The sequence below is a fragment of the Piscinibacter sp. HJYY11 genome (assembly GCF_016735515.1).
Lineage (GTDB): Bacteria > Pseudomonadota > Gammaproteobacteria > Burkholderiales > Burkholderiaceae_C > Rhizobacter.
In genome coordinates this window covers 263,717-283,279 of the sequence record NZ_JAERQZ010000002.1, presented here as the reverse complement: position 1 = coordinate 283,279, position 19,563 = coordinate 263,717, and the positions used below count along the sequence as shown (strand labels likewise).

Below are 19,563 nucleotides of genomic sequence, written 5' to 3'. Positions count from 1 at the left end.
TCAAGGCCGCGCGGTGGGCGTGGCCGAGGGGGCGGGTGTCGGGGTGGCGGCCGCTTTCGCGGACTGGACCTGGTTGTCGTACTGCACCTGGCGGCGGAACACGTCGCGGTCGACCGGCGCCAGCGCCTCGTCGAGCACGCTCGCCGGCGGCTTGCCCGAGAGCTCGCTCTGCACCGGCTTCTTCCAGGGCACGATGTACAGCACCTTGGGCAGCTCGCGGTTGCCGATGATCTTGGTGCCGTCGATGTCGGCGCGGTCTTGCGCGTGGGCCGCGGGCCAGGCGAGCAAGGCGATCCAAGCCAGCAGCAGGGTGCGCGTCGTCATCATTCCTTCTCCTTGCGCGGCGCGGCGGCAGGCGCTGCAGCGGCCGCCGCGGGCGGCTTGCGGTTCCTGAGGTCGGCCAGCCACTTGGTGACGTTGGCATCGCCCCCCGGAGACATCGCGAGGTAGCGATCGTAGTGCTCCGCGGCGCGTTTCGGGTCCCAAAGATAGAGGTCGTACAGCACGCCCAGGTTGAGCACGGGCGCGGCATAGTTGCCGTCGAGATCGATCGCGCGCTCGTAGGCTTCTCGTGCCTTGGCGAACTGGCCCTGCATGCGGTAGGTGATGCCGAGCTGGTTGAAGTAGACGGGCTGCCGGGGGCTCACCTTGGTGGCCTGCTCCAGCGCCGCCACGGCCTCCGGCAGCTTGTTGGCCTGGCGGTAGATCAGGCCCAGGTTGGCATGCGGGCCGCCCAGCTCGGGGTGGAACTGGATCAGCGACTTGAAGCCCCGCTCCGCATCGTCCATGCGGCCGGCGCGCATCGCGCGGCGCGCGTCGTCGAAGGCGCGCTGGGCAGCAGGCGTGATGGCCGCCAGCTCGGGCTCGGCCGCCTTGGGCGCCGGTGCAGAAGCAGCGGGTGCGGCAGGCGCCGCAGCAGCCGCGACCCTGGGTTGCGTGGCCGCTGCCACCGGTGCGGGCGCCACAGGCGCGGCGGGTGCAGGCGCCGCTTCGTCGGCACGCGAGTCAAACAGGGACGCGCAGCCGGTCAGGCAAAGCGCGGCGAGCAGCGCGCCGCAGGAGGTGAGGCGGTCAGCGGATGGCATCGACGATCGCCTCGCTCTTTTCAGATTTGCCGTAGCGCACCGGCCGCAGTTCCTTGAGCGCGGCAAAGCTCTTCTTCACCCACTCGTCGTAGATGCCGTCGGCGGTGCGGCGGGCGTTGATCTCGTGCAGCTCGGTCGACTTCTCGTTGAAGGGGTCGGCCTGCTCTTCCAGCATCAGGTTGTACTGCTCCAGCTCGAGCTTCGACAGCTTCTTCGGCCGCTGCGAACTCATCAGCGCCTTGCTGAAGTCCTGGTAGGTCGCGGCGATGTGGTACGTGGCCGCGGTGGCGGCGTCGGCTACCCCGGAGTTGGCCGCAGCGCTGTAGGCCTTGAGCACCTCGTCCATCTTGGCCTTCTTGAGCTTGAGCGACCTCGCAAGCGGCTCCACCAGCTGGATCTTCCGGTAGGCCTCGTAGACGGGCTCCACCAGCGCGAGCGATGCCATCGCCCCGAGGTAGCGGGTGCGGTTGGTACGGGCGTTGCCGCCGGCGGCGTCGGCTCGGTAGATGTCGTTCATCAACGCCATCTCGCGCCTGGCATCACCGTCCTTCTTGGCGATCTGCGCGAGCCGCCAGCGGGCCTCGACGCTGGTCTCCAGCGGATCGGGGTACTGCTTCAGGTAGCGCTCGTAGGTTTTGGCGGCAAGCGGGCGGGCCCCGCCCTTCTCGTGCAGCTCGGCGGCCTGCCACAAGGCGGCGCGCGCCACCTTCGCGTCGGTGCTGCTCGCGGCCAGGCGCTCGAACTCGGTGGCAGCACGGCTCCACTGCCCCTTCTCCATGTAGGCCACCGCGAGCTTGCCGCCCACGTCAGCCTGCAGCGGGTGCTTGGGGAAGCGGGTGCGGAAGTCTTCCAGCGTGCTGGCGGCGAGGTCCCAGTCCTTCAGGGCGATCAACGCCGCAGCCGCGTCGTACTGCGCATTGGCGCGCACCGCCGCTTGCGGCGCGACAACGGCGACGCGGTTGAAGTGGCCCACGGCATCGCGCAGCTTGCCGGCGGCCTTGGCCTGCTCGCCCTGCTTGTAGACGGAGGCCGCCACGCGCTCGACGAGCTCGTTGCGGCCGGCTTCCTTCTCTGGCGTCAGGGCCAGCACCTCGAGGTAGGCCTTTTCCGAGCGATCGAAGCGGTTCGACTCGAAGGCCGAGTGCGCCACGACCGTCCACGCCACGCGGCGCTGAGCGGCGGGCGCCGGCGGCTGCAGCGCAAGCACCTGTTCGGCCACCGGCTCGGCACGCTCGTCTCGCAGCGCGAAGAGCTTCTCGGCGGTGTTGGTCAGCACGGTGGGCGTGCGGCTGTCGGCGGGGAAGGACTTGGCGAAACGCAGCGCACTGTCGACCGCCGTGCGTTGCAGGGCTTGCGCTTCGTTGCCCTGCACGCGCTTCTCCTGCGCGGCGTAGCTCAGCAGCGCGGAGTAGCCTGCATCGGCGCTGCGCTCGTGCGCGGGGTACTGGTAGGCCGTCTTCTCGTATTCGGTGGCTGCTTCGGGGAAGCGGCTGTCTTCGCGCAACAGCTCGGCCAGCAGGAAGTTGTTTTGCGCCGCATCCGGGTCGCTCGGGAAGGCGCCCAGGTAGGCGCGGTACCAGCGCACCGCCTCCTGGTAGTCGGCCGAGGCCTTGCTCTTCTGCGCCAGCGCGTGGTGATGGCGTGCCAGCTCGGCCATGTGCGTCTTGACCAGCGGCTGCGCCGCGGCCCAGCCCTCGGGGTTGGCCTTGCGGAATTCGCCTTCGCCGCCGTAGCGCGACACGTAGTCCTTCTTCGCGTCGATCGCGAGCGTGGCAAAGCCGGCGCTCTGGTAGATGTCGATCACGCGCGCCTGCAGCTGTGGCGCCTGCGCGTGCAGCGGCTGGCGCTTGGCAAACGCGCCGAAGGCATCGGCCGCATCTTTCGTGCGCTCCTGCTTGATGTAGAGCTCGCCCAGCTGTTGGTACACGCGGAACTCGTACGACTTGCGGTCGTCGGTGGTCACGTAGGCCGGGATGGACTCCGCACCATTGAGGCTCGCCAGCGAGAGGCAGGCCACCCGGAAGGTGTCTTCCACCAGTTCGCGGTCGGCGCGTGTCAGGCCTTCCAGGCTGTCGAGCTCGGCGCCGCCGGCGCGGTTGGCGACCTTGAGGTCGAGCACGCCGAAGAAGGACTTGAGCGCTTCTTCCACCTGGCTCTGCTTGAAGAGCGACCAGCCGTGCATGTACAGCGCACGCTCGTGGAAGTTGCCCTGCCGGTTGCCGGCCAGCACGGTGGCGTAGGCCTTCTCGGCCTTGTTGTACTCGCGCAGGCTGAAGAGCATCTCGCCGCGGCGGAACTGCGCTTCTTCGAGGAACTGCGTCTTGGGGTACTGGGCGACCAGCGTGTCGAGCGTCTTGAGCGCGTTCTCGAGCTCACCACCCTGCTCGTAGGCACGGGCGATCTGGTAGTAGACGCGGTCGTTGGCCGGGTCGTTCGGGAAGGCCTTCAGGTACTCCTGGTAGCGCGCGATCGCGGCCTTGTAGTCGGGGTTGCCGGAGCCTTCGCCGCTGGCGAGCTTGTTGTCGGCCGCGTCCATTTCCAGGTCACCGAGACGGCGCATCGCCTCGTTGCGCTGCGGCGCGTTGGGCGCCACTTCAAGGAACTTGCGGTAGGCGGTGATCGCCTTCTCTTCGGGCACGGCGGCCACCGGGTCGGCCTGCACGTCGATCTGGCGGCCGGCCAGGCTCTTGAGCGTGGGGGGCTCGGGCGCCTGGGCCGTGCGCTTGCCGGCGCAACCGGCGAGCAGGCACGCAAGCGTGATGGCGGCAAGCTTATTTGGCTGCATCGCCGCCTTCCTTCGTGGCCTTGGTGGCCCGGTCGTACAGCTGTGCCACGGCGAAGCGGGCCTGCACGCTGTAGGCCGCCAGCCGCTCCTTCTGGCGCACGAGCTCGGCCACGGCCAGCTCCTGCAGCGCGGCCTGCTGCTCCTGGCTCAAGGCCACGACCTGCGGGATCAGCACGTCCACGCGCTTGCCGAGCTCGGTGATGCGCTCGCCGAAGCGGTTGAACTTCGCGGGCTCGTCACGCTGGGCCTGTTGCAGGCGGGCCTCGCGCGCTTTCGCTTCGGCCACGCCGGCATCGAGCGTCTCCAGGTCGCGGCGCGCTTCGTAGGCGCGTTGCGGGTAGGCCTGCGCCAGGCGCCACACCATCGCACCGGCCGCCAGCCGCAGGCGCTCGCGGGCCGCCACGCTCTCGGGGTCGTTGCCCGCGTTCTTGAGCGCAGCCTTCGCGCCCTCGATCAGCTCGATCAGCTCGCGCTCCTTGGCATTGGCGAAGGCCTCGCCATCGCCCTTGCCTTCAGCTTCGGCGATCTCGGCGGCCAGTCCTGCAGCGCGCAGCTGCATGTCCTGCAGGCCGCTCTGGCTGGCCTTGGCGAGCACGATGGGCAGGCGCTCGGCGTAGGCCTTGCGGCGGTTGTCGAGCATGTCGTTGAACACGCCGAGGTTGTCTTTCCAACGTTGCAGGTTGCGCGTGAGGAACAGCAGGTCGCGGTAGTTCTTGAAGGCTTCCTGGAAGTCATGCTGCGACAGCACCTGCGTCAGGTGGCCGGCATGCGGCATCTGCGGCAGCGAACGGATGGTCCAGAACCAGCCCATCTCGTCGCCAGGGTTCTGCTCGAGCAGGCCTTCGATCAGCTTGCCGGAACGGATGGCGGCGATGGATTCGTCGAGCCCCTTGTTCTCGCGCTCGAAGAGCTCGATGGCGGCGTTGTAGCGATCGAGCGCCTGGCCGAAGGCGCCAAGCTGGCCATAGGCATAGGGCAGCGCGATGCTCGCTTCGAGCACGGCCGAATCGCTCGCGTCGCGGTCGGCGAGCTCCGTCCAGGGCACGAGCGCCTGCTTGTGGTTCTTGACCGAGGCGTAGGCCCAGCCGAAGCCGAGCAAGGCCTTGTTGGACTGCGGGCCGTTCAGGCGCACACGCTCCAGAAACGGGCCGGCCGCGTCGGGCTTGTCGGCCTGCAGCGAAGCGAGGCCGAGCGCCACGTTGGCCTTGTCGCGCAGGCTGCGGAATTCCTCGGTGGCCTGCTTGGGCGTGGGCGCCTTGCCGATCTGGTCGAGCAAGGCGGCGCCCTTGGCCGTGTCGCCATTGCGCACGAGTGCCACGCCGAGGTTGTAGCGGGCGTAGAGGTGCGCGCTGGTGGTGCCTTCGGAGATCTCTTTCTCGATGCCGGGCACGGCGTTGAGTGCCGTGGCGGCGCCGGCGTAGTTGCCCAACGCGATGAGCACGTTGGCCTTGACCAGCACACGGTCTTCTTCGAGCTCGGGCGGCAGGTTCTTCTCGATGCGCGAGAGCGCATCGGCCGCATCGGCGTAGAAGCCGCGCTGGTAGCGGATCTTGGCGAGGAAGTACCAGGCCCGGTCGCGCACCGCAGGCTCGGCGCCCTTCTCGATCAGGCGCGTGAAGATCTCGCCCGCCTCGCGGTGCATGCCGTAGGAGAGCAGCATCCCGCCGCGCAGCAGCTCGGCCTCGTCGGCATGCTTCGGCACCCGGTTGAAATGCTGCGACACCATGAGGCCGGTGATCGCGGTGAAGTAGCGCTCCTGGTAGAAGTGGAAGAGCGTGTCGCCGTAATGCGGGTCTTGCACCAGGTGCGCCACCTTCTTGCCCGCGGCAAGCGGCGCCGAGGCGGCCACGGCCACGGCGAGCGCCACGCCCAGGTGCCGGAGCTTCACCGCCGATGTCAGTCGAGAGGCCATGAGGTCGGGAACGGGATCAAAGAAGCGTGCGCCTTATTGCCAGACCTTGACCTGGAACTCCGGCTGCAGCTTGCCCTGCGAGTCCTTGATCTGCAGCTCGATGTACTTGGGCTCGGTGCCCTTGTCGAACTTGACGGTGGCGCCGCGCTTGTAGTCGCGGAAGTGCGGGCCGCCGCCGGTGAAGAGCGCCACGATCTCGTGCGTGCCGGCCTTCAGGTTGCCGAGGTACAGGCGCTGCACGCCCCCGCGGTGAAGCGCCTTCACCTCGGCCGGGGTGTAGAGGTAGTTGGCGACGACCTTGTCGTCGAGCTTGATCTGCACCGACTCCAGCTCAAAGAGCTTGCCCACGTCCATCGACACGAACACCGCCACCTGCGTGTTGGCCGGGAAGAGCAGTTCCTCCTCGAGCACCAGCAGGTCGCGGTTGAGCTTGATGACGTCGGTCTTGGCTTCCTGCACGCGGGTGTCGAGGCCGGCAGCGGAGGCAGCCGATGCGGGCGCGGCCGCAGCCGAGGCAGCGGCAGCCGCCGGCGCAGGCGCGGCGGCGGCGGGGGCTGCCGCAGGAGCAGGCGTCTGGGCCCACGAGACCGAGCCAGCCAGCAGCAGCATCGCGACCAGGCGTTTGCAGCGGGAGATGAAGTTCATGGCAGGCTCTCGAATCAGAAATTGGCCGTCAGGAACACCTGCACCACGTTGGCATCGTGCTTGTAGGCCTGGCCGGTGCGGATGTCAGTGAAGTCGGAGAACTTGAAGCTGATGCGCTCGACGGCGACGTTGAGCTTGAGGTCGTAGCTGCCGGGCACGCGCTTGAGCGTGTAGGCCATCTTGGCGCCCAGGCTCATGCTCTTGAAGGTGGCGAGCTGGCGGTTGCGCGACAGGTAGGTCGTGGCCGAGGTCGCGTTGTCGCTGTAGAAGAGCGCCTTGCCCTGTGTGTAGTAGCGGCCGTACCAGTCGACCAGCCACAGCTCGTCGATGTGGCGGCTGTAGCCGAGCTCCGTGGTGTGGGCCTTGATCTGCCAGTTGTCCCAGAAGTAGCGGTACTCGGCGCGCACCGCATGGCCGGGTTTCACTTCGCCCAGCACGCGGAACTTGATGGCCCGGCTGGAGCGTGTGCGCGGGTTGCGTTCGGGCACTGCCGCGCCGAAGGCACGCGCCACGCGGTAGGGGCTGCCGAGGAAACCGTCGTCGGCGACCGCCTCCCAGTTGACGCTGGCGAGCCAGGTGGGGCTCAGGATCTGCGTCAGGCCCAGGCGGTAGCGCCAATGCACCGCGTGGTCGAAGAAGCCATCGTTCTTGCGGCCGACCTTGTCTTCGGCCCGGGTGAAGCCGAGCGACAGCGTGGTCATGCCACCGAAGACTTCCTGCGCCACGTCGACGCTGGTCGCGTCGGCGATGTAGTCGGGCTCCTTGCTGTGCGAGGTGCTGACCGAGAGAGTGGCATCGCGCACCACGTAGTCGGCCGCGAAGATGTATTCGTTGCGCGTTTCCTTGTAGGGGCTCGCGGTGGTGACGACGTCGATCGACGCGTTGCTGACGATGTCGACGTAGTAGTTGGCCGAGAGCGACAGGTTCTCGCCCAGCTTCTTGCGCACGAGGAAGGCCGGGCCGTAGGCCTTGAGGCCGCCGCCTTCGTAGACGTGGAGCATCGCGTCGGCACGGTCTTCCGGCAGGGTGGGCGCTGCACCGGCCACGCCGCTGGCGAGCGCACCGCCGAGCAGGCCCGCGGCCTGCACCGCCGAGCGCGGCTGGCGGCGCAGCACCGCCATCACGCGGCGCAGGCCGGCACCCAGGGCACGGGCGATGGACAGCACACGACGGCCGTCAGTTGCAGCCACAGCCGCCTCCCTGCACACCGGTCGCGCCGCGCCCGCCCTCGCGCACTTCGCGCACATGCTCGAAATGCTTGGCCGACAGGCCATCGCGCGAGAACTGCAGCAGCGGCGACGCCAGGCGCTCGCGCTCATAGGGCTTGACCCAGGGCTCGATGCTGCCGCACCCGCTCAGCAGGCCGGCAACGGCCGCCGCGGCCAGCATGTGCACGCAGACGGTAATGGAGCGGCGCATCATCTTTCCTTCAGCAGCTCGCGGATCTGCTGGTCGTAGGTGTCTTCGTAGCCGTCCTGGTAGCCGCGGTGCAGGAAACGCACCTTGCCACTGCGGTCGATCACCATCGTGGAGGGCATGCTGTTCAGGTCGTAGAGCTTGCTCACGGCCTTGTCGGTGTCGAGCAGCACCGGGAAGCTCACCTTGAGCTTGCTGGCGACGTCGGCCGCGTTGCGCACGTCTTCGTCGATGTTCACGCCCATCAGCACGAGCCCGGCGGACTTGTACTTGTCGGAGATGCGGTTCAGGTGCGGGATCTCCTTGCGGCAGGGCCCGCACCAGGTCGCCCAGAAGTTCACGAGCACGACCTTGCCGCGCTGCTCCTGCAGGCGCATGTTGGGGCCGTTCAGCGTCTTGAGGGTGAAGTCGGGGGCGTTCGTGCCGACGGTCGCGGCGGCGTTCGCCAGGCCGGCAGCCGCCAGCAGGAAGGAGCCCAGCGCCAGGGGCACGATGCGGAGGAGTTTCGAGGTCATGAAATGCACCTGTCAGAAGAAGAAGGTCGTGCCGAGCGTGAACTCGATGTTGTGGGTGCTCTTGCGGCGGCCCAGCAGGTCATAGGTGAACATGTGGTCGCGGATGTCGATCTGCAGCGCGAACCAGTCGGCGAAGAGCACCCGCGAGCCGACGCCGTAGTTGATCGTCTGCTTGCGCTGCTCGAGGAACTTGGTGTTGCCGATGCCGGCGATGAGGTACAGCGCCGAGGCCTTGGCGGTGTTGCGCCAGATGAAGATCTCGCCCGGCAGCGCGTTCCAGCCCACCGACACGTTGTAGTAGGTCAGGGTCTCCGTGCCGCTCGGGAAGATGCCGCCGGGGAGGATCTGGCGGTAGTTCTCGTCGCTGACCTTGGTGCGGGCGTAGGCGCCCTCGACGAAGAAGTCTTCGGTGATGTGGTAGCCGAGCCGCACGCCGCTCACCGAGCTGGAGCCGAAGCTCTCGGTGGCGTAGGTGCCGGTGAAGAGGCCCAGCTCGAAGTCCTTCGACGGGAACTTGGGCACCTTGACGTTGCGCCGGTCGACCTGCGGCACGATGACCTGCTCGTTGGCCGGCTTGTTGTCCTTGTCTTTCTCGTCGGCGGCCAGGGCACCCGGCGAGGCGCACAGCGTGGCGGCGGCCAGCAGCGAGGAGACGATCAGCTTGGGGGTCATGGGCATGAGGGCGTGCACGATGAGACCGATCAGAAGAAGAACGACAGCCCGGCCGTCACCGCGCGGTACTCGCCATAGCGGGCGTCGCTCAGGAAGGCCGTGTAGAAGGTGTAGTCGGTGCGCAGCACGAAGCGGTCGGTCAGGTAGTAGCGCAGGCCGATGGTGCCGTTGGCGAGGTTGACGTTGGTGAGCTGCGCGCCGACCAGGCTCTGGTTCGGGATGTTCTTGAACTTGCCGATGCCGACGCCGAAGAACGGCGACCAGCGCTTGTCCGACCAGGGCTCGGAGATGAGGTTGAAATGCCAGAGGTCGGTGCCGGAGAACACGCCCTGCACCTGCGCGACCGTGCCTTCGAGCGACAGCGTGTCGGACAGGCGATAGCCCATCCACAGCTTGAGCATGGGCTCCTTCTTGAAGCGGCCGTAGCCGGCGCCCATTTCGAGCTTGCGCTTCAGGTAGTCGTCGAGTGCGACGTCGCGGAAGGTCTTCTGCCCACCGGCTTCGGCAATCGTGCGCTCAAGCTGCTGGCGCACGACCCAGCCGACCTTGCCGTCGGAGGTGCGGATCTTGTACCAGTCGGTGCGGCGCAGCTCGATCTCGACCCAGTCGGCGCGCTCGACCACGTGGAAGACCGGGTAGCCACGCCCCGGGCCGGTGTGGACCTCGAGGTAGGGGTCGGCGACGGTGAGGCGTTCACGGGGCGCGTCGGCGGCGAAGACCGGGCTCGCCAGCCCTGCCACGGCGCCCAGCGCCAAAGCGCAGGCCACGCTTCGAACGACACGTGGCACGTTCATGGACACGCAGGACCGGCAGGCAAGTCGGTGGTGAGTTCGTCCTGCCCCACGGGAATGGGGTTGGTCATCCAGTAGAGGATCTTCTGCACGTTGGGGTCGAGGTCGTTCGGGAAGATCTGGCCACCGCCATGCAGCACGCCACGCACGAGCGGCTTGGTAATGAGCCGGCTCAGCAGCACGGAATTGAAGGTCACTTCGCCTTGGGCGGAGTAGTAGTTCTTGTACATGTCGCTGGCGCGGATCACGTCGGCGGTGCTGAGCAGGCTCACGGGCGCTGCTGAGGGGCGCACGCGGAATGCGCCGCCCGCGCCGTTGGCATCGTCATGGCAACCCGCTCCCGCACAAGTGTTGGTGACCGGCGGATTGGAGCCAATGATCGGCAAGGACGCAAGGAATATCGGGTTGATGCAGCGCTGGTAGTAGGCAAAGGAGAGCGACCGCCCTCCCGTGCCACCGCCATCGTTGCGGATGTCGGGCGGGTTGCCCAGCGGCGTCCCGCCGCCGCAACCCGCCATCAAGGCGATCAGGGCCGCGGTCGCCCCCGCGCGCGCAAGGCGCGGGAGGTGGCCCAGGCCGGCCTGCGCTGCGCGCAGGCTCGGGACACGCTGGCGAAGTCCACGCTCTTCCTTGGTCAGCATCCGCTCGAGATCCAGTTCGCGATCGTCTGGTAGTCGGCACTGCCGACCGGCAGGACCGGCCCGGTGCCGCCCGCGGGGTGCGGGTTGCTGGACGGCCGGCTCAGCAGGTAGTTCGACGCCGCATTGCAGGTGTTGGAAATCATCGAGAGTGTCACACCGAAGTCGCCCTCGGTGCTACCGGTCAGGATGAAGCGGTTGCCACGGAAGGTCAGGCCACCCGGCACGGCCGGGTCGATGTTGCCGGCCTGGTGGCACGAGGCGGCGCAGCTGCGGCGCAGGATCGGCTGCACATTGGCGGCGAAGCTCGCTTCCGAGAGGCCGTTGATGGCGCGCACGCTGCCGTTCGGGTTGAACGGGTCGTTGTAGTACTGGCCGCCGAGGTCCATCCACTCGGTCACGAGGCGCAGCTCGGCCTTGTTGAGCAGGGTCGCATGGTCCGGGGCGGTGTTGGGCGGGTTCGGGTGGGCCGTGCGCGCACCGGCGCCTGCCAGCAGGGTCTCGCCGAAGAGGATCTCGCCCAGGCGGCTCTTGCGGGTGCCGCCAGCCGAGTTGGCCGCGCTCGAGCTCGTTTCCACCAGCGCAGCGCCGCGCTCGATCATCGGCTCGCCATCGCGCACCACGATCTGCGGCAGGCCGGTGGCCTGGTCGATGATCGGGTCGCCCATGACCAGCTCTTCATACGAGGTCATGCGGCCGGTGCCGGAGGTGGTGCCGCGCAGGTCGAGCACGGCCGCATCGGCGTGGCAGTTGGTGCAGGTGTGGGCTCCGGCCGGGCCACGGGCACGCGTCCAGATGGGGGCGATGTGCTCGGGGTAGTTGATGATGCCGCGGTGGGTGCCGGTCGTGGCCGGTGCCGGGGTCTGCAGGTCGTCCGCCGGGTTGGCGTTGCCGGTGTAGCGGATCTGGATCGGCGCACGGGCGACGATGCCGCTCTGGGTGGTGTCGGCCCAGACGTCGGTGAACTCCAGGTTGGCCTGCAGGGTCAGCGCCGCCGGGGTCTGGCGGGTGCGGGTCGAGGCCATCGTCTCACCGGTCTGGTGATCGGAAGCCAGGGCGGCGACCAGCGCAGCCGGCATGGTGTTGACCACGACGCCGGAGTTCAGCGAGGCGCCACGGCGCGGGCTGTGGCAGCCGTCGCAGGTGCGGCGCTCGCCCGGGCGGACCTGGATCCAGTTGGTGTGCGTCTGGATCGCACGGCCCTTGCTGTCGATGATCGACAGCGCGAGCGGCGTGTCGGCCGGCACGTGCAGCTTGAACGAGCCATCGGGTTCCACGGGCGCATAGCCGAGGATCTGCTGCTGCTCGAATTCGGTTTCGCCGATCGAGCTGCGCAGGCCGGTCATGCCTTGCGGGGGTGCCACGGCGCGCATGGCGCGGACGAAGCGCACCGGGGTGCAGTGGTAGGCCGGGTTGGCCGGGTCCTTCAGGGCCACGATGTCGGCCACCGAGCTGCGGGTCTCGCTGTCTTCGTGCGGCGGGGTGGTCATGGCGATGCCGCGTGCGCAGCCGGCCGGGCGGTCGGCGGCGGTCAGCATCATCTCGCCCATGCGGCCGAGGCCGTCGGTGTCGTAGACGCTGCGCACCTCGATCAGCGCCATGTTGGCGGCCGCCAGGGTCGCGTCCACGGCCACCGGCGGGGTGGCGTTGGGCTCGGCGCGCGCCTGGATGGCGATCGGGTCGGTGTACATGAAGCCCGACGGCGGTGCCGCGACCGGCAGCCAGGTCTGGTTGGCCGGGTTGTACATGTAGATGCCGTAGGCGGCCGGGGCGTTGTCGCGCACGGTGTCGAGCGCGATGTCAGCGGCCAGGCGGTTGCGGGCGCTCAGGCGGGCGCGCTCGGCGGAGGTCAGGGTGGCGCAGGGCACCACCACGCCGTTGCGCGTCACTTCACAGGGACGGTAGGCGACGAGGATGCGGTTGGTGCCGTCCCAGAGCGGGTACGGCGTGGTCACGCGGCCGAACTCCGACAGGCCCATGCCGTCGTTCAGCGTCTGCGCGGTGACCTGGCGCTGGCCACCGGTGGCCGGTGCGGTCACGAAGGCGCGGGTGTTGTTCTCCGAGTAGTTGAACGCATCGATCACCATCAGCGCGCCACCTTCCTGGGTGCGCGACAGCGGCATCAGCGAGCTGGAGATGTGGCCGCGGTAGGCACCGTTCGGGTCCATGTCACGCGGGTGCAGGAAGCTGTTGCCCGGGCTCTGCGCGCCGTAGAGCACGAACATGTCGGTGCCGTCGGGCTTGGAGCGGAACACCGCGAAGCGGTTGCGGTCGCCCACGTGCTCCCAGCGCGAGAACATGATGTCGCCGTTGGGGCGCACCACCGGGTTGCGGTCATGCGACTGGTTGAACGAGATCTGCGTGATGTTGCCGCCGTTGGCATCCATCGTGTGCAGGTTCATCACCGCCTCGCGCTCGTATTCGTCGAGCGCCTTGTAGGCCTGGCCCAGCGCCTGGTTGGGGCGCGCCTTGGTCTGGCGGTTGGACGAGAAGACGTAGCCCGCGCCGCCCGGCAGGTAGTACGGGTCGGCGTCGTCGTCGGTGGTCGAGCTGGTGATGCGACGCAGCGTGCCGTTGGTCAGGCCGCTGTTGGTCATGTCGTATTCCCAGATGTTCCAGCGGCCGGTACAGGCGGCCACGCCGTTGATCTGGGAGGTGTTGGAGGTCGGGCAGCGCAGCGCGAAGACGATCTTGCGGCCGTCGTACGAGACCTCGGGGTCGGAGGCGTCACCGTTGCCCTGGGTGATGTGGCCGGTGATGTTGTGTTCCTGGGCGCTGGCCGACGACTTCTCGCGGATCATGAGGTCGCCACCGGCAGCGAAAGGCGCGCCGTCGGTCGGGTTCATGCTGAGGGTCGTCGAGCGCTTCACATAGGCCACCGGCACATCGCCGTTGACCGTGACCGTGTCGCCGGAGTCCGTGCTGCTGCTGCCGCTGCCGCAACCCGCGAGCACGACGCTTGCGCAGACTGCGATGCACGCCAGCGCATGCTTTCTCGTCAGGACTTCTTTCATGTTCACCTCCTATTGAGTCCGATTCATCGTCAACACTTGCCGGTCACTGCGCTGGCGCTGCCGCGCCATCCAGCAACCCGGACGAGTAGTGCAACGCCCCTTGCGCGTCGACCACCACCGCGTCCACACCCGGCTGCGACTCGACGAGTCGCATGCCGGCATCCAAACCCATCACGAACAGGCACTTCGACAGCGCCTCGCTCGTCAGCCCGTCGGCGGCCAGGATCGTCACGCTGCGCAGCGCGCGCGGCGAACGGCCGGTGCGGGGGTCGAGCAGGTGGTGATGGCGCACGCCGTCTTCGATGAAGAAGCGCTCGTAGTCACCCGAAGTCGAGATGGACGTGTCTTCGAGCGGCAGCACCGCCACCACGCCGCTGTCGCGCTGCGGATCGCGGATGCCGATGCTCCAGGGGCGGCCGCCACGGTCGCCCATCACATAGCTGTCGCCACCAGCGGCCACCGACGCGTTGGCGATGCCCATGCGGCGAAGGATGGCCACGCTGTTGTCGACCGCATGGCCCTTGGCAAAGCCACCGAGGTCGATGCGCACGCCCTCGCGGGCGAAGCGCAGGGTGCGCTGCTCGCGGTCGAGGATGAGGTGGCGCCAGCCGACGGTCGGCTTGGCTGCGGCCACCGCCTCGTCGCTCGGCTTGATGCCGGCGCGGTAGTCGTAGAGCTGGCCGACACCGGCGTAGGTGATGTCGAAGGCACCGTCGGACAGCCTGGAGAAATCGATGGCCCGCGAGACCAGGCGCGCCATCTCGGCGCTCAGCGGCACGGCGTGGCGGGCCGCTTCGCGGTTGATGATCGACAGCTCGGAGTCGGCCTTGTGCGGGCTCATGGTGCGGTCGATGCGGTGCATCTCGGCCATCACCGCGTCGATCGCAGCCTCGCCCTGCTCGCGCTGCGGCGCCCAGAGCTCCACGCGCACCGCGGTGCCCATGATGGCTTCCTCGCGGCTCATCCACTCACCTTGGCGCTGCGAGCGGCCCCATGCACGGCTTGGGGCCGTGGCCTGGGTGTCGTCATTGCGACGGAGCTTGGACAAGCCGAACAGCATGGCTTACTCCGCGTGCTCCGAACGGTGGCAGATGAAGGTCAAGATGCACTCCGAGGTTGTTGTGTCAGGCCTCTCTTTGCGACGTGCGCAACGGAGGCCCTCTTTGTCGTCGGCCGGATCATCGACCCACAGAAGCGAAAAAATAACGTCAATAGTTGGCAAACGTGAGCAGGCTTACATACGGTCGCAGAAGATACGGAGTGGCCTTTGGTGTATGCGCGCTTGCTACAGAACGGAACTTGCCCATACCGGAATCGCACTTAGCCTGCGCGGATAATCCGCCGTTGGCCCCTGTCTCCGACGGCCCGGCCTCAACCTCAACGCGAGCCTCTGCTCACATGAAACCTCGACACAAGCGCATCGCGATCATCGTGGGTGCACTCGCCGGCCTGGGCATCGCCACGGCACTCGTGCTCAACGCCCTCCAGAGCAACGTCGCCTTCTTTTTCACGCCCACCCAGGTGGCGGCGGGCGAAGCTCCGAAGAACCGTGCCTTCCGCGTCGGCGGCATGGTGCGCGAGGGCAGCGTGAAGCGCGACCAGATGACGGTCCACTTCATCGTGACCGACACGGCCAAGGACGTGCGCGTCACCTACACCGGCATCCTTCCCGATCTCTTCAAGGAAGGGAAAGGCGCGGTGGTGCAGGGCAAGCTCGGCAGCAATGGCGAGTTCCAGGCCACCGAGGTGCTCGCCAAGCACGACGAGAACTACATGCCGCCCGAGGCGCAGCATGCGGTCGACCAGGCGCACAAGGCCGCCAAGTCCATGCCCAAAGACGCCATGCCCAAGGAAGGCGCCCGCCCATGACCCCCGAACTCGGACACCTGGCCCTCATCCTCGCGCTCTTCGTGGCGCTGGTCCAAGGCGTGCTGCCGCTCATCGGCGCCCACCGCGGCCATGCCGGCTGGATCGCCCTCGCCCGCCCCGCGGCGCAGACGCAGTTCCTGCTGGTGGCCTTCGCCTTCGGCTGCCTGATGTATGCCTTCGTCGCCAACGACTTCTCGGTGCAATACGTCGCGCAGCATTCCAACTCCAAGCTGCCCACCGCCTACCGCGCCTCCGCCGTGTGGGGCGGCCACGAAGGCTCGCTGCTGCTGTGGGTGCTGATGCTCACTGGCTGGTCGGCCGCCGTGAGCCTCTTGTCGCGCCAGCTGCCGCAGGCCATGGTGGCGCGTGTGCTGGGGGTGCTGGGCCTGGTGTCGGTGGGCTTCCTGCTCTTCATGCTGCTCACCTCCAACCCGTTCGACCGCCTGCTGCCGGCCGCACGCGACGGTGCCGACCTCAACCCCTTGCTGCAGGACCCCGGCCTCATCGTGCACCCGCCGATGCTCTACATGGGCTACGTGGGCTTCTCGGTGGCCTTCGCCTTCGCCATCGCCGCGCTGCTGGCCGGCCGGCTCGACGCCGCGTGGGCCCGCTGGTCGCGCCCCTGGACGAACGTGGCCTGGGTCTTCATGACCCTCGGCATCGCGCTCGGCTCCTACTGGGCCTACTACGAGCTGGGCTGGGGCGGCTGGTGGTTCTGGGACCCGGTGGAAAACGCGTCGTTCATGCCCTGGCTCGTGGGCACCGCGCTGATCCACTCGCTGGCCGTGACCGAAAAGCGCGGCAGCTTCAAGAACTGGACGGTGCTGCTGGCCATCGCCGCCTTCTCGCTGTCGCTGCTGGGCACCTTCCTCGTGCGCTCGGGCGTGTTGACCTCGGTCCATGCCTTCGCCACCGACCCCGAACGCGGTGTCTTCATCCTCGGCTTCCTGGTGCTGGTGATCGGCGGCTCGCTCACGCTCTTCGCCTGGCGCGCGGCCAAGGTCAGCACGGGCGGCACCTTCGCGCTCTTCTCGCGCGAGACGCTGCTGCTCGTCAACAACGTGCTGCTGGTCGTGGCCTGCGGCTCGGTGATGCTGGGCACGCTCTACCCGCTGCTGATCGACGCGCTGGGCATGGGCAAGCTGTCCGTCGGCCCGCCGTACTTCAATGCCGTCTTCGTGCCGATCATGCTGCCGCTGCTCTTCCTGATCGCACTCGGCCCGCTCGCACGCTGGAAGCACGCCGACGCGCGCGACATGGCGCAGCGCCTGCGGCTGGCCGCCGTGATCGCCGTGGCGGCCGGCATCGGCCTGCCGTTCCTGGTCGGCGAGTGGAGCCCGCTGGTCGCGCTGGGCCTGCTGCTTGCGGTGTGGATCATTGCCAGCACCGCCTTCCAGATCCGCGAACGGCTGCGCTCGGGCTGGCCGCCAAGGTCTTTCTGGGGCATGCACCTGGCCCACCTCGGCATGGCCGTCTTCGTGATCGGCGTGACCATGGTCAAGGGCTATGAAGTCGAGAAGGACGTGCGCATGGCCATGGGCGACACCGTCGCCATGGGCGGCTACACCTTCCGGCTCGAGAGCGTGCGCCAGGTCGAAGGCCCCAACTACACCGCCATGCGCGGCGACGTGGCGCTCCTGAAGGACGGCGTGGTGCTGCGCCACCTGCACCCGGAGAAGCGCAACTACTTCTCGTCGCAGATGCCGATGACCGAGACCGCCATCGACTCCGGCTTCACCCGCGACCTCTACGTCTCGCTCGGCGAGGCGCTCGACCCGCAAGGCAGCGCCTGGAGCGTGCGTGTCTATTACAAGCCCTTCGTCACCTGGATCTGGGGCGGCTGCCTGCTGATGGCGCTCGGCGGCGGCATCGCCGCGGCCGACCGGCGCTACCGGCTGAAGCAGCGCAGCACCCAGACGGCCCTGCAGGGGGCCGCGGCATGAAGAAGCGCTATGTGCTGATCCCGCTGGCGCTCTTCATGGTGCTGGCGGTGTTCCTGGCGATCGGCCTCAAGCTCAACCCGCGCGAAGTGCCATCGCCCCTGGTCGGCAAGCCGGCGCCGGCCTTCACCTTGCCGCAGCTTCACAAGGAAGGCAGCTTCAGCCCGAAGGACATGGCGGGCAAGGTCTGGCTGCTCAACGTCTGGGCCTCGTGGTGCGTGTCGTGCCGTGTCGAGCACCCGCTGCTGGTCGACTTCTCCAAGCGCAAGATCGCCCCGCTCATCGGCCTCGACTACAAGGACCAGCGCCCCGAGGCACTCGCGTGGCTCCAGCGCCATGGCGACCCGTACGACTTTTCCATCGTCGATGCCGATGGCCGCGTGGGCATCGACTACGGCGTCTACGGCGTGCCCGAGACCTATGTCATCGACAAGGCGGGCGTGATCCGCTTCAAGCAGATCGGGCCGGTGACGGCCGAGGTGCTCGAGCAGAAGATCGTCCCGCTGGTGCGAGAGCTGCAGAAATGAGCGCGAGGCACTTCCTCCGGGCGCTGCTGCTGGCGCTGCCCCTGACGCTTGCCACGGCCGCGCTGCACGCGAAAGACGCCGCGCCGCTGGCCGACGACCCCAAGGTCGAAGCCCGCCTGCTGCACATCAGCGAGGAGCTGCGCTGCCTGGTCTGCCAGAACGAGTCGCTCGCCGGCTCGCGCGCCGACCTGGCGCTCGACCTCAAGCGCGAGATCCGCACGCTGATCAAGCAGGGCAAGACCGATGACGAGATCCGCGAATTCATGGTCCACCGCTATGGCGATTTCGTGCTCTACCGACCGCCGGTCAAGCCGACGACCTGGCTGCTGTGGGCCGGGCCGTTCGTGCTGATGCTCGGCGGCCTGGTCGCACTGATCACCTTCCTGCGCCGCCGCCAACCCGCCGACGCGGCCCTCAGCGCCGAAGAACAACGCCGGGCCGAAGCCCTGCTGAATGACAAACGCGAGGCACCGCCCTCGCTCAAGGGAGACTCCTGATGGGCGGATTCGCACTGGCCGCGGCCCTGCTGGTCGTGGCCACTCTGGTGGTGCTGCTGCGCCCGTGGAAACGCAAGCCCAAGGCCTCTGTGGCGACGAGCGACGTCAACGCCGGCGTCTACCGCGACCAGCTGGCCGAGATCGACCGCGACCTCGCCGCCGGCACGCTGACGCCTGAGGACCACGCGCAGGCGCGCGCCGAGCTGCAGCGCCGCCTGCTCGACGACGTATCGGCACAGGAGACGCCGGCCGCCGCCACCACCAGCATGCGCGCCACGGCCATCGTGATCGCCCTGGCCCTGCCGCTGGCCGCGGCTGGCATGTACGCCTGGCGCGGCTCGCCGCAGGCGCTCGACCCGCTCGTCGTGCGCGCCCCCGAGCAGAAAGACGTCGAGAAGATGGTGGCCGACCTGGCCGCCCGCATGGAGAAGAACCCCGACCCGCGCGGCTTCGTCGTGCTGGCACGCAGCTACCGCGCGATGGGCCGCCTGCCCGACGCCGAAGCGGCCTTCAACCGCATCGGCCCGGCCCTGCAGGAAAACGCCACCCTGCTCGCCGAATACGCCGATGTGCTGGCCACCCGTGCGATGGGCAACTTCGACGGCAAGCCGATGGAAGTGCTCAACCAGGCGCTCAAGCTGGAGCCGGAGAACCCGATGGCGATGTCGCTCGCGGCGACCGCGGCCTACAACCGCAACGACCTCGCGACGGCGCTCAAGTACTGGGAGCAGCTGCTGCGCATCATCCCGCCCGACTCCGATGACGCGAGGTGGCTCACCGAGGCCATCGCCAAGACGCGCGAGCAGATGGCGGGTGTGGGCGGCTCCAAGGCACCGGCGGCGGCCACGGCTGCCGCGACGGCTGCCACGAACAAGCCGCCTCTCGCCGCTGTGGCGGGTGCCGGCGTCAGCGGCCGCGTGAGCCTTGCGCCGGCGCTCGCCAGCAAGGTGCAGCCGGGCGACACCGTCTTCATCTTCGCGCGCAACCCGCAAGGCCCGCGCATGCCGCTGGCCGTGCAGCGCACGCAGGTGTCGGCCCTGCCCTTCAGCTTCAAGCTCGACGACAGCCTCGCCATGAGCCCCGAGGCCAAGATCTCGGGCGCAAGCGAAGTGCGCATCGAGGCGCGTGTCTCGCGCAGCGGCAACGCCACGCCGCAGTCGGGCGACCTCATCGGCGCCAGCGCCACGGTCAAGCCGGGCGCCAGCGGCGTCGAGGTGGTGATCGACCAGGTGCGGCCCTGACCGGCCGAGCCCACCA

At 68.3% G+C, this 19,563-nt stretch carries 18 protein-coding genes; 5 read left to right on the top strand and 13 right to left on the bottom strand.

Going from position 1 to position 19,563, the window contains the following annotated elements:
• The 13 genes from JI745_RS25035 to JI745_RS24980 are packed head-to-tail and all read right to left on the bottom strand — an operon-like array spanning position 1 to position 14,533.
• The gene (locus tag JI745_RS25035; protein WP_236675443.1) at positions 1 to 324 is read right to left on the bottom strand and encodes a hypothetical protein; all 324 of its coding nucleotides are present in this window, start codon (positions 322 to 324) and stop codon (positions 1 to 3) included.
• On the bottom strand, positions 324 to 1,085 hold the full coding sequence (locus tag JI745_RS25030; RefSeq protein ID WP_201813232.1) for a tetratricopeptide repeat protein: 762 nt from the start codon (positions 1,083 to 1,085) through the stop codon (positions 324 to 326). Before JI745_RS25030 ends, JI745_RS25035 begins: the two co-directional genes overlap by 1 nt.
• Positions 1,072 to 3,870, bottom strand: coding sequence for a tetratricopeptide repeat protein (locus JI745_RS25025; RefSeq protein WP_201813231.1), 2,799 nt, complete (start codon positions 3,868 to 3,870; stop codon positions 1,072 to 1,074). The genes JI745_RS25030 and JI745_RS25025 overlap by 14 nt, the downstream gene beginning before the upstream one ends.
• Positions 3,857 to 5,782 (bottom strand): lipopolysaccharide assembly protein LapB, encoded by a 1,926-nt coding sequence (locus JI745_RS25020; RefSeq protein ID WP_201813230.1) that lies wholly within the window; start codon positions 5,780 to 5,782, stop codon positions 3,857 to 3,859. Before JI745_RS25020 ends, JI745_RS25025 begins: the two co-directional genes overlap by 14 nt.
• A 33-nt stretch (positions 5,783 to 5,815) precedes the next feature.
• Complete coding sequence (locus tag JI745_RS25015) at positions 5,816 to 6,427, bottom strand: AraC family transcriptional regulator (RefSeq protein WP_236675442.1); 612 nt, start codon at positions 6,425 to 6,427, stop codon at positions 5,816 to 5,818.
• A gap of 14 nt (positions 6,428 to 6,441) precedes the next feature.
• Complete coding sequence (locus JI745_RS25010; protein WP_310738767.1) at positions 6,442 to 7,617, bottom strand: DUF3570 domain-containing protein; 1,176 nt, start codon at positions 7,615 to 7,617, stop codon at positions 6,442 to 6,444.
• Positions 7,604 to 7,846, bottom strand: a complete 243-nt coding sequence (locus JI745_RS26585; protein ID WP_236675440.1) for a DUF4266 domain-containing protein — start codon at positions 7,844 to 7,846, stop codon at positions 7,604 to 7,606. Before JI745_RS26585 ends, JI745_RS25010 begins: the two co-directional genes overlap by 14 nt.
• Complete coding sequence (locus JI745_RS25005; RefSeq protein ID WP_201813227.1) at positions 7,846 to 8,358, bottom strand: TlpA disulfide reductase family protein; 513 nt, start codon at positions 8,356 to 8,358, stop codon at positions 7,846 to 7,848. The genes JI745_RS26585 and JI745_RS25005 overlap by 1 nt, the downstream gene beginning before the upstream one ends.
• Before the next feature lie 12 nt (positions 8,359 to 8,370).
• Positions 8,371 to 9,036 carry an outer membrane beta-barrel domain-containing protein gene (locus tag JI745_RS25000; RefSeq protein ID WP_201813225.1) on the bottom strand — a complete coding sequence of 222 codons (666 nt, stop codon included), beginning with the start codon at positions 9,034 to 9,036 and terminating at the stop codon, positions 8,371 to 8,373.
• A 23-nt stretch (positions 9,037 to 9,059) separates the two neighbouring features.
• On the bottom strand, positions 9,060 to 9,824 hold the full coding sequence (locus tag JI745_RS24995) for an SH3 domain-containing protein (RefSeq protein ID WP_201813223.1): 765 nt from the start codon (positions 9,822 to 9,824) through the stop codon (positions 9,060 to 9,062).
• Positions 9,821 to 10,462, bottom strand: a complete 642-nt coding sequence (locus tag JI745_RS24990; protein ID WP_201813222.1) for a hypothetical protein — start codon at positions 10,460 to 10,462, stop codon at positions 9,821 to 9,823. The genes JI745_RS24995 and JI745_RS24990 overlap by 4 nt, the downstream gene beginning before the upstream one ends.
• Positions 10,456 to 13,473, bottom strand: coding sequence for a hypothetical protein (locus JI745_RS24985; protein ID WP_201813221.1), 3,018 nt, complete (start codon positions 13,471 to 13,473; stop codon positions 10,456 to 10,458). Before JI745_RS24985 ends, JI745_RS24990 begins: the two co-directional genes overlap by 7 nt.
• A gap of 43 nt (positions 13,474 to 13,516) precedes the next feature.
• Complete coding sequence (locus JI745_RS24980; protein ID WP_201813220.1) at positions 13,517 to 14,533, bottom strand: FAD:protein FMN transferase; 1,017 nt, start codon at positions 14,531 to 14,533, stop codon at positions 13,517 to 13,519.
• Positions 14,534 to 14,871: 338 nt separating this feature from the next.
• Between JI745_RS24980 and ccmE the strand changes: the two genes are divergently transcribed.
• The 5 genes from ccmE to ccmI are packed head-to-tail and all read left to right on the top strand — an operon-like array spanning position 14,872 to position 19,547.
• On the top strand, positions 14,872 to 15,342 hold the full coding sequence (ccmE, locus tag JI745_RS24975; RefSeq protein WP_201813219.1) for a cytochrome c maturation protein CcmE: 471 nt from the start codon (positions 14,872 to 14,874) through the stop codon (positions 15,340 to 15,342).
• Entirely contained in the window at positions 15,339 to 17,285 is a 1,947-nt protein-coding gene (locus JI745_RS24970) for a heme lyase CcmF/NrfE family subunit (RefSeq protein ID WP_201813218.1), read from the top strand. Before ccmE ends, JI745_RS24970 begins: the two co-directional genes overlap by 4 nt.
• Positions 17,282 to 17,809, top strand: a complete 528-nt coding sequence (locus JI745_RS24965) for a DsbE family thiol:disulfide interchange protein (protein ID WP_201813216.1) — start codon at positions 17,282 to 17,284, stop codon at positions 17,807 to 17,809. Before JI745_RS24970 ends, JI745_RS24965 begins: the two co-directional genes overlap by 4 nt.
• Entirely contained in the window at positions 17,806 to 18,306 is a 501-nt protein-coding gene (locus JI745_RS24960; protein ID WP_201813215.1) for a cytochrome c-type biogenesis protein, read from the top strand. The genes JI745_RS24965 and JI745_RS24960 overlap by 4 nt, the downstream gene beginning before the upstream one ends.
• Positions 18,306 to 19,547, top strand: coding sequence for a c-type cytochrome biogenesis protein CcmI (ccmI, locus tag JI745_RS24955; protein ID WP_201813213.1), 1,242 nt, complete (start codon positions 18,306 to 18,308; stop codon positions 19,545 to 19,547). Before JI745_RS24960 ends, ccmI begins: the two co-directional genes overlap by 1 nt.
• Positions 19,548 to 19,563: the final 16 nt, after the last annotated feature.

Bases quoted from the DNA above. Each gene is read 5' to 3' on its own strand.
- JI745_RS25035 (WP_236675443.1), bottom strand. From the start codon at position 324: ATGACGACGCGCACCCTGCTGCTGGCTTGGATCGCCTTGCTCGCCTGG.
- JI745_RS25030 (WP_201813232.1), bottom strand. From the start codon at position 1,085: ATGCCATCCGCTGACCGCCTCACCTCCTGCGGCGCGCTGCTCGCCGCG.
- JI745_RS25025 (WP_201813231.1), bottom strand. From the start codon at position 3,870: ATGCAGCCAAATAAGCTTGCCGCCATCACGCTTGCGTGCCTGCTCGCC.
- JI745_RS25020 (WP_201813230.1), bottom strand. From the start codon at position 5,782: ATGGCCTCTCGACTGACATCGGCGGTGAAGCTCCGGCACCTGGGCGTG.
- JI745_RS25015 (WP_236675442.1), bottom strand. From the start codon at position 6,427: ATGAACTTCATCTCCCGCTGCAAACGCCTGGTCGCGATGCTGCTGCTG.
- JI745_RS26585 (WP_236675440.1), bottom strand. From the start codon at position 7,846: ATGCGCCGCTCCATTACCGTCTGCGTGCACATGCTGGCCGCGGCGGCC.
- JI745_RS25005 (WP_201813227.1), bottom strand. From the start codon at position 8,358: ATGACCTCGAAACTCCTCCGCATCGTGCCCCTGGCGCTGGGCTCCTTC.
- JI745_RS25000 (WP_201813225.1), bottom strand. From the start codon at position 9,036: ATGCCCATGACCCCCAAGCTGATCGTCTCCTCGCTGCTGGCCGCCGCC.
- JI745_RS24995 (WP_201813223.1), bottom strand. From the start codon at position 9,824: ATGAACGTGCCACGTGTCGTTCGAAGCGTGGCCTGCGCTTTGGCGCTG.
- JI745_RS24990 (WP_201813222.1), bottom strand. From the start codon at position 10,462: ATGCTGACCAAGGAAGAGCGTGGACTTCGCCAGCGTGTCCCGAGCCTG.
- JI745_RS24985 (WP_201813221.1), bottom strand. From the start codon at position 13,473: ATGAAAGAAGTCCTGACGAGAAAGCATGCGCTGGCGTGCATCGCAGTC.
- JI745_RS24980 (WP_201813220.1), bottom strand. From the start codon at position 14,533: ATGCTGTTCGGCTTGTCCAAGCTCCGTCGCAATGACGACACCCAGGCC.
- ccmE (WP_201813219.1), top strand. From the start codon at position 14,872: ATGAAACCTCGACACAAGCGCATCGCGATCATCGTGGGTGCACTCGCC.
- JI745_RS24970 (WP_201813218.1), top strand. From the start codon at position 15,339: ATGACCCCCGAACTCGGACACCTGGCCCTCATCCTCGCGCTCTTCGTG.
- JI745_RS24965 (WP_201813216.1), top strand. From the start codon at position 17,282: ATGAAGAAGCGCTATGTGCTGATCCCGCTGGCGCTCTTCATGGTGCTG.
- JI745_RS24960 (WP_201813215.1), top strand. From the start codon at position 17,806: ATGAGCGCGAGGCACTTCCTCCGGGCGCTGCTGCTGGCGCTGCCCCTG.
- ccmI (WP_201813213.1), top strand. From the start codon at position 18,306: ATGGGCGGATTCGCACTGGCCGCGGCCCTGCTGGTCGTGGCCACTCTG.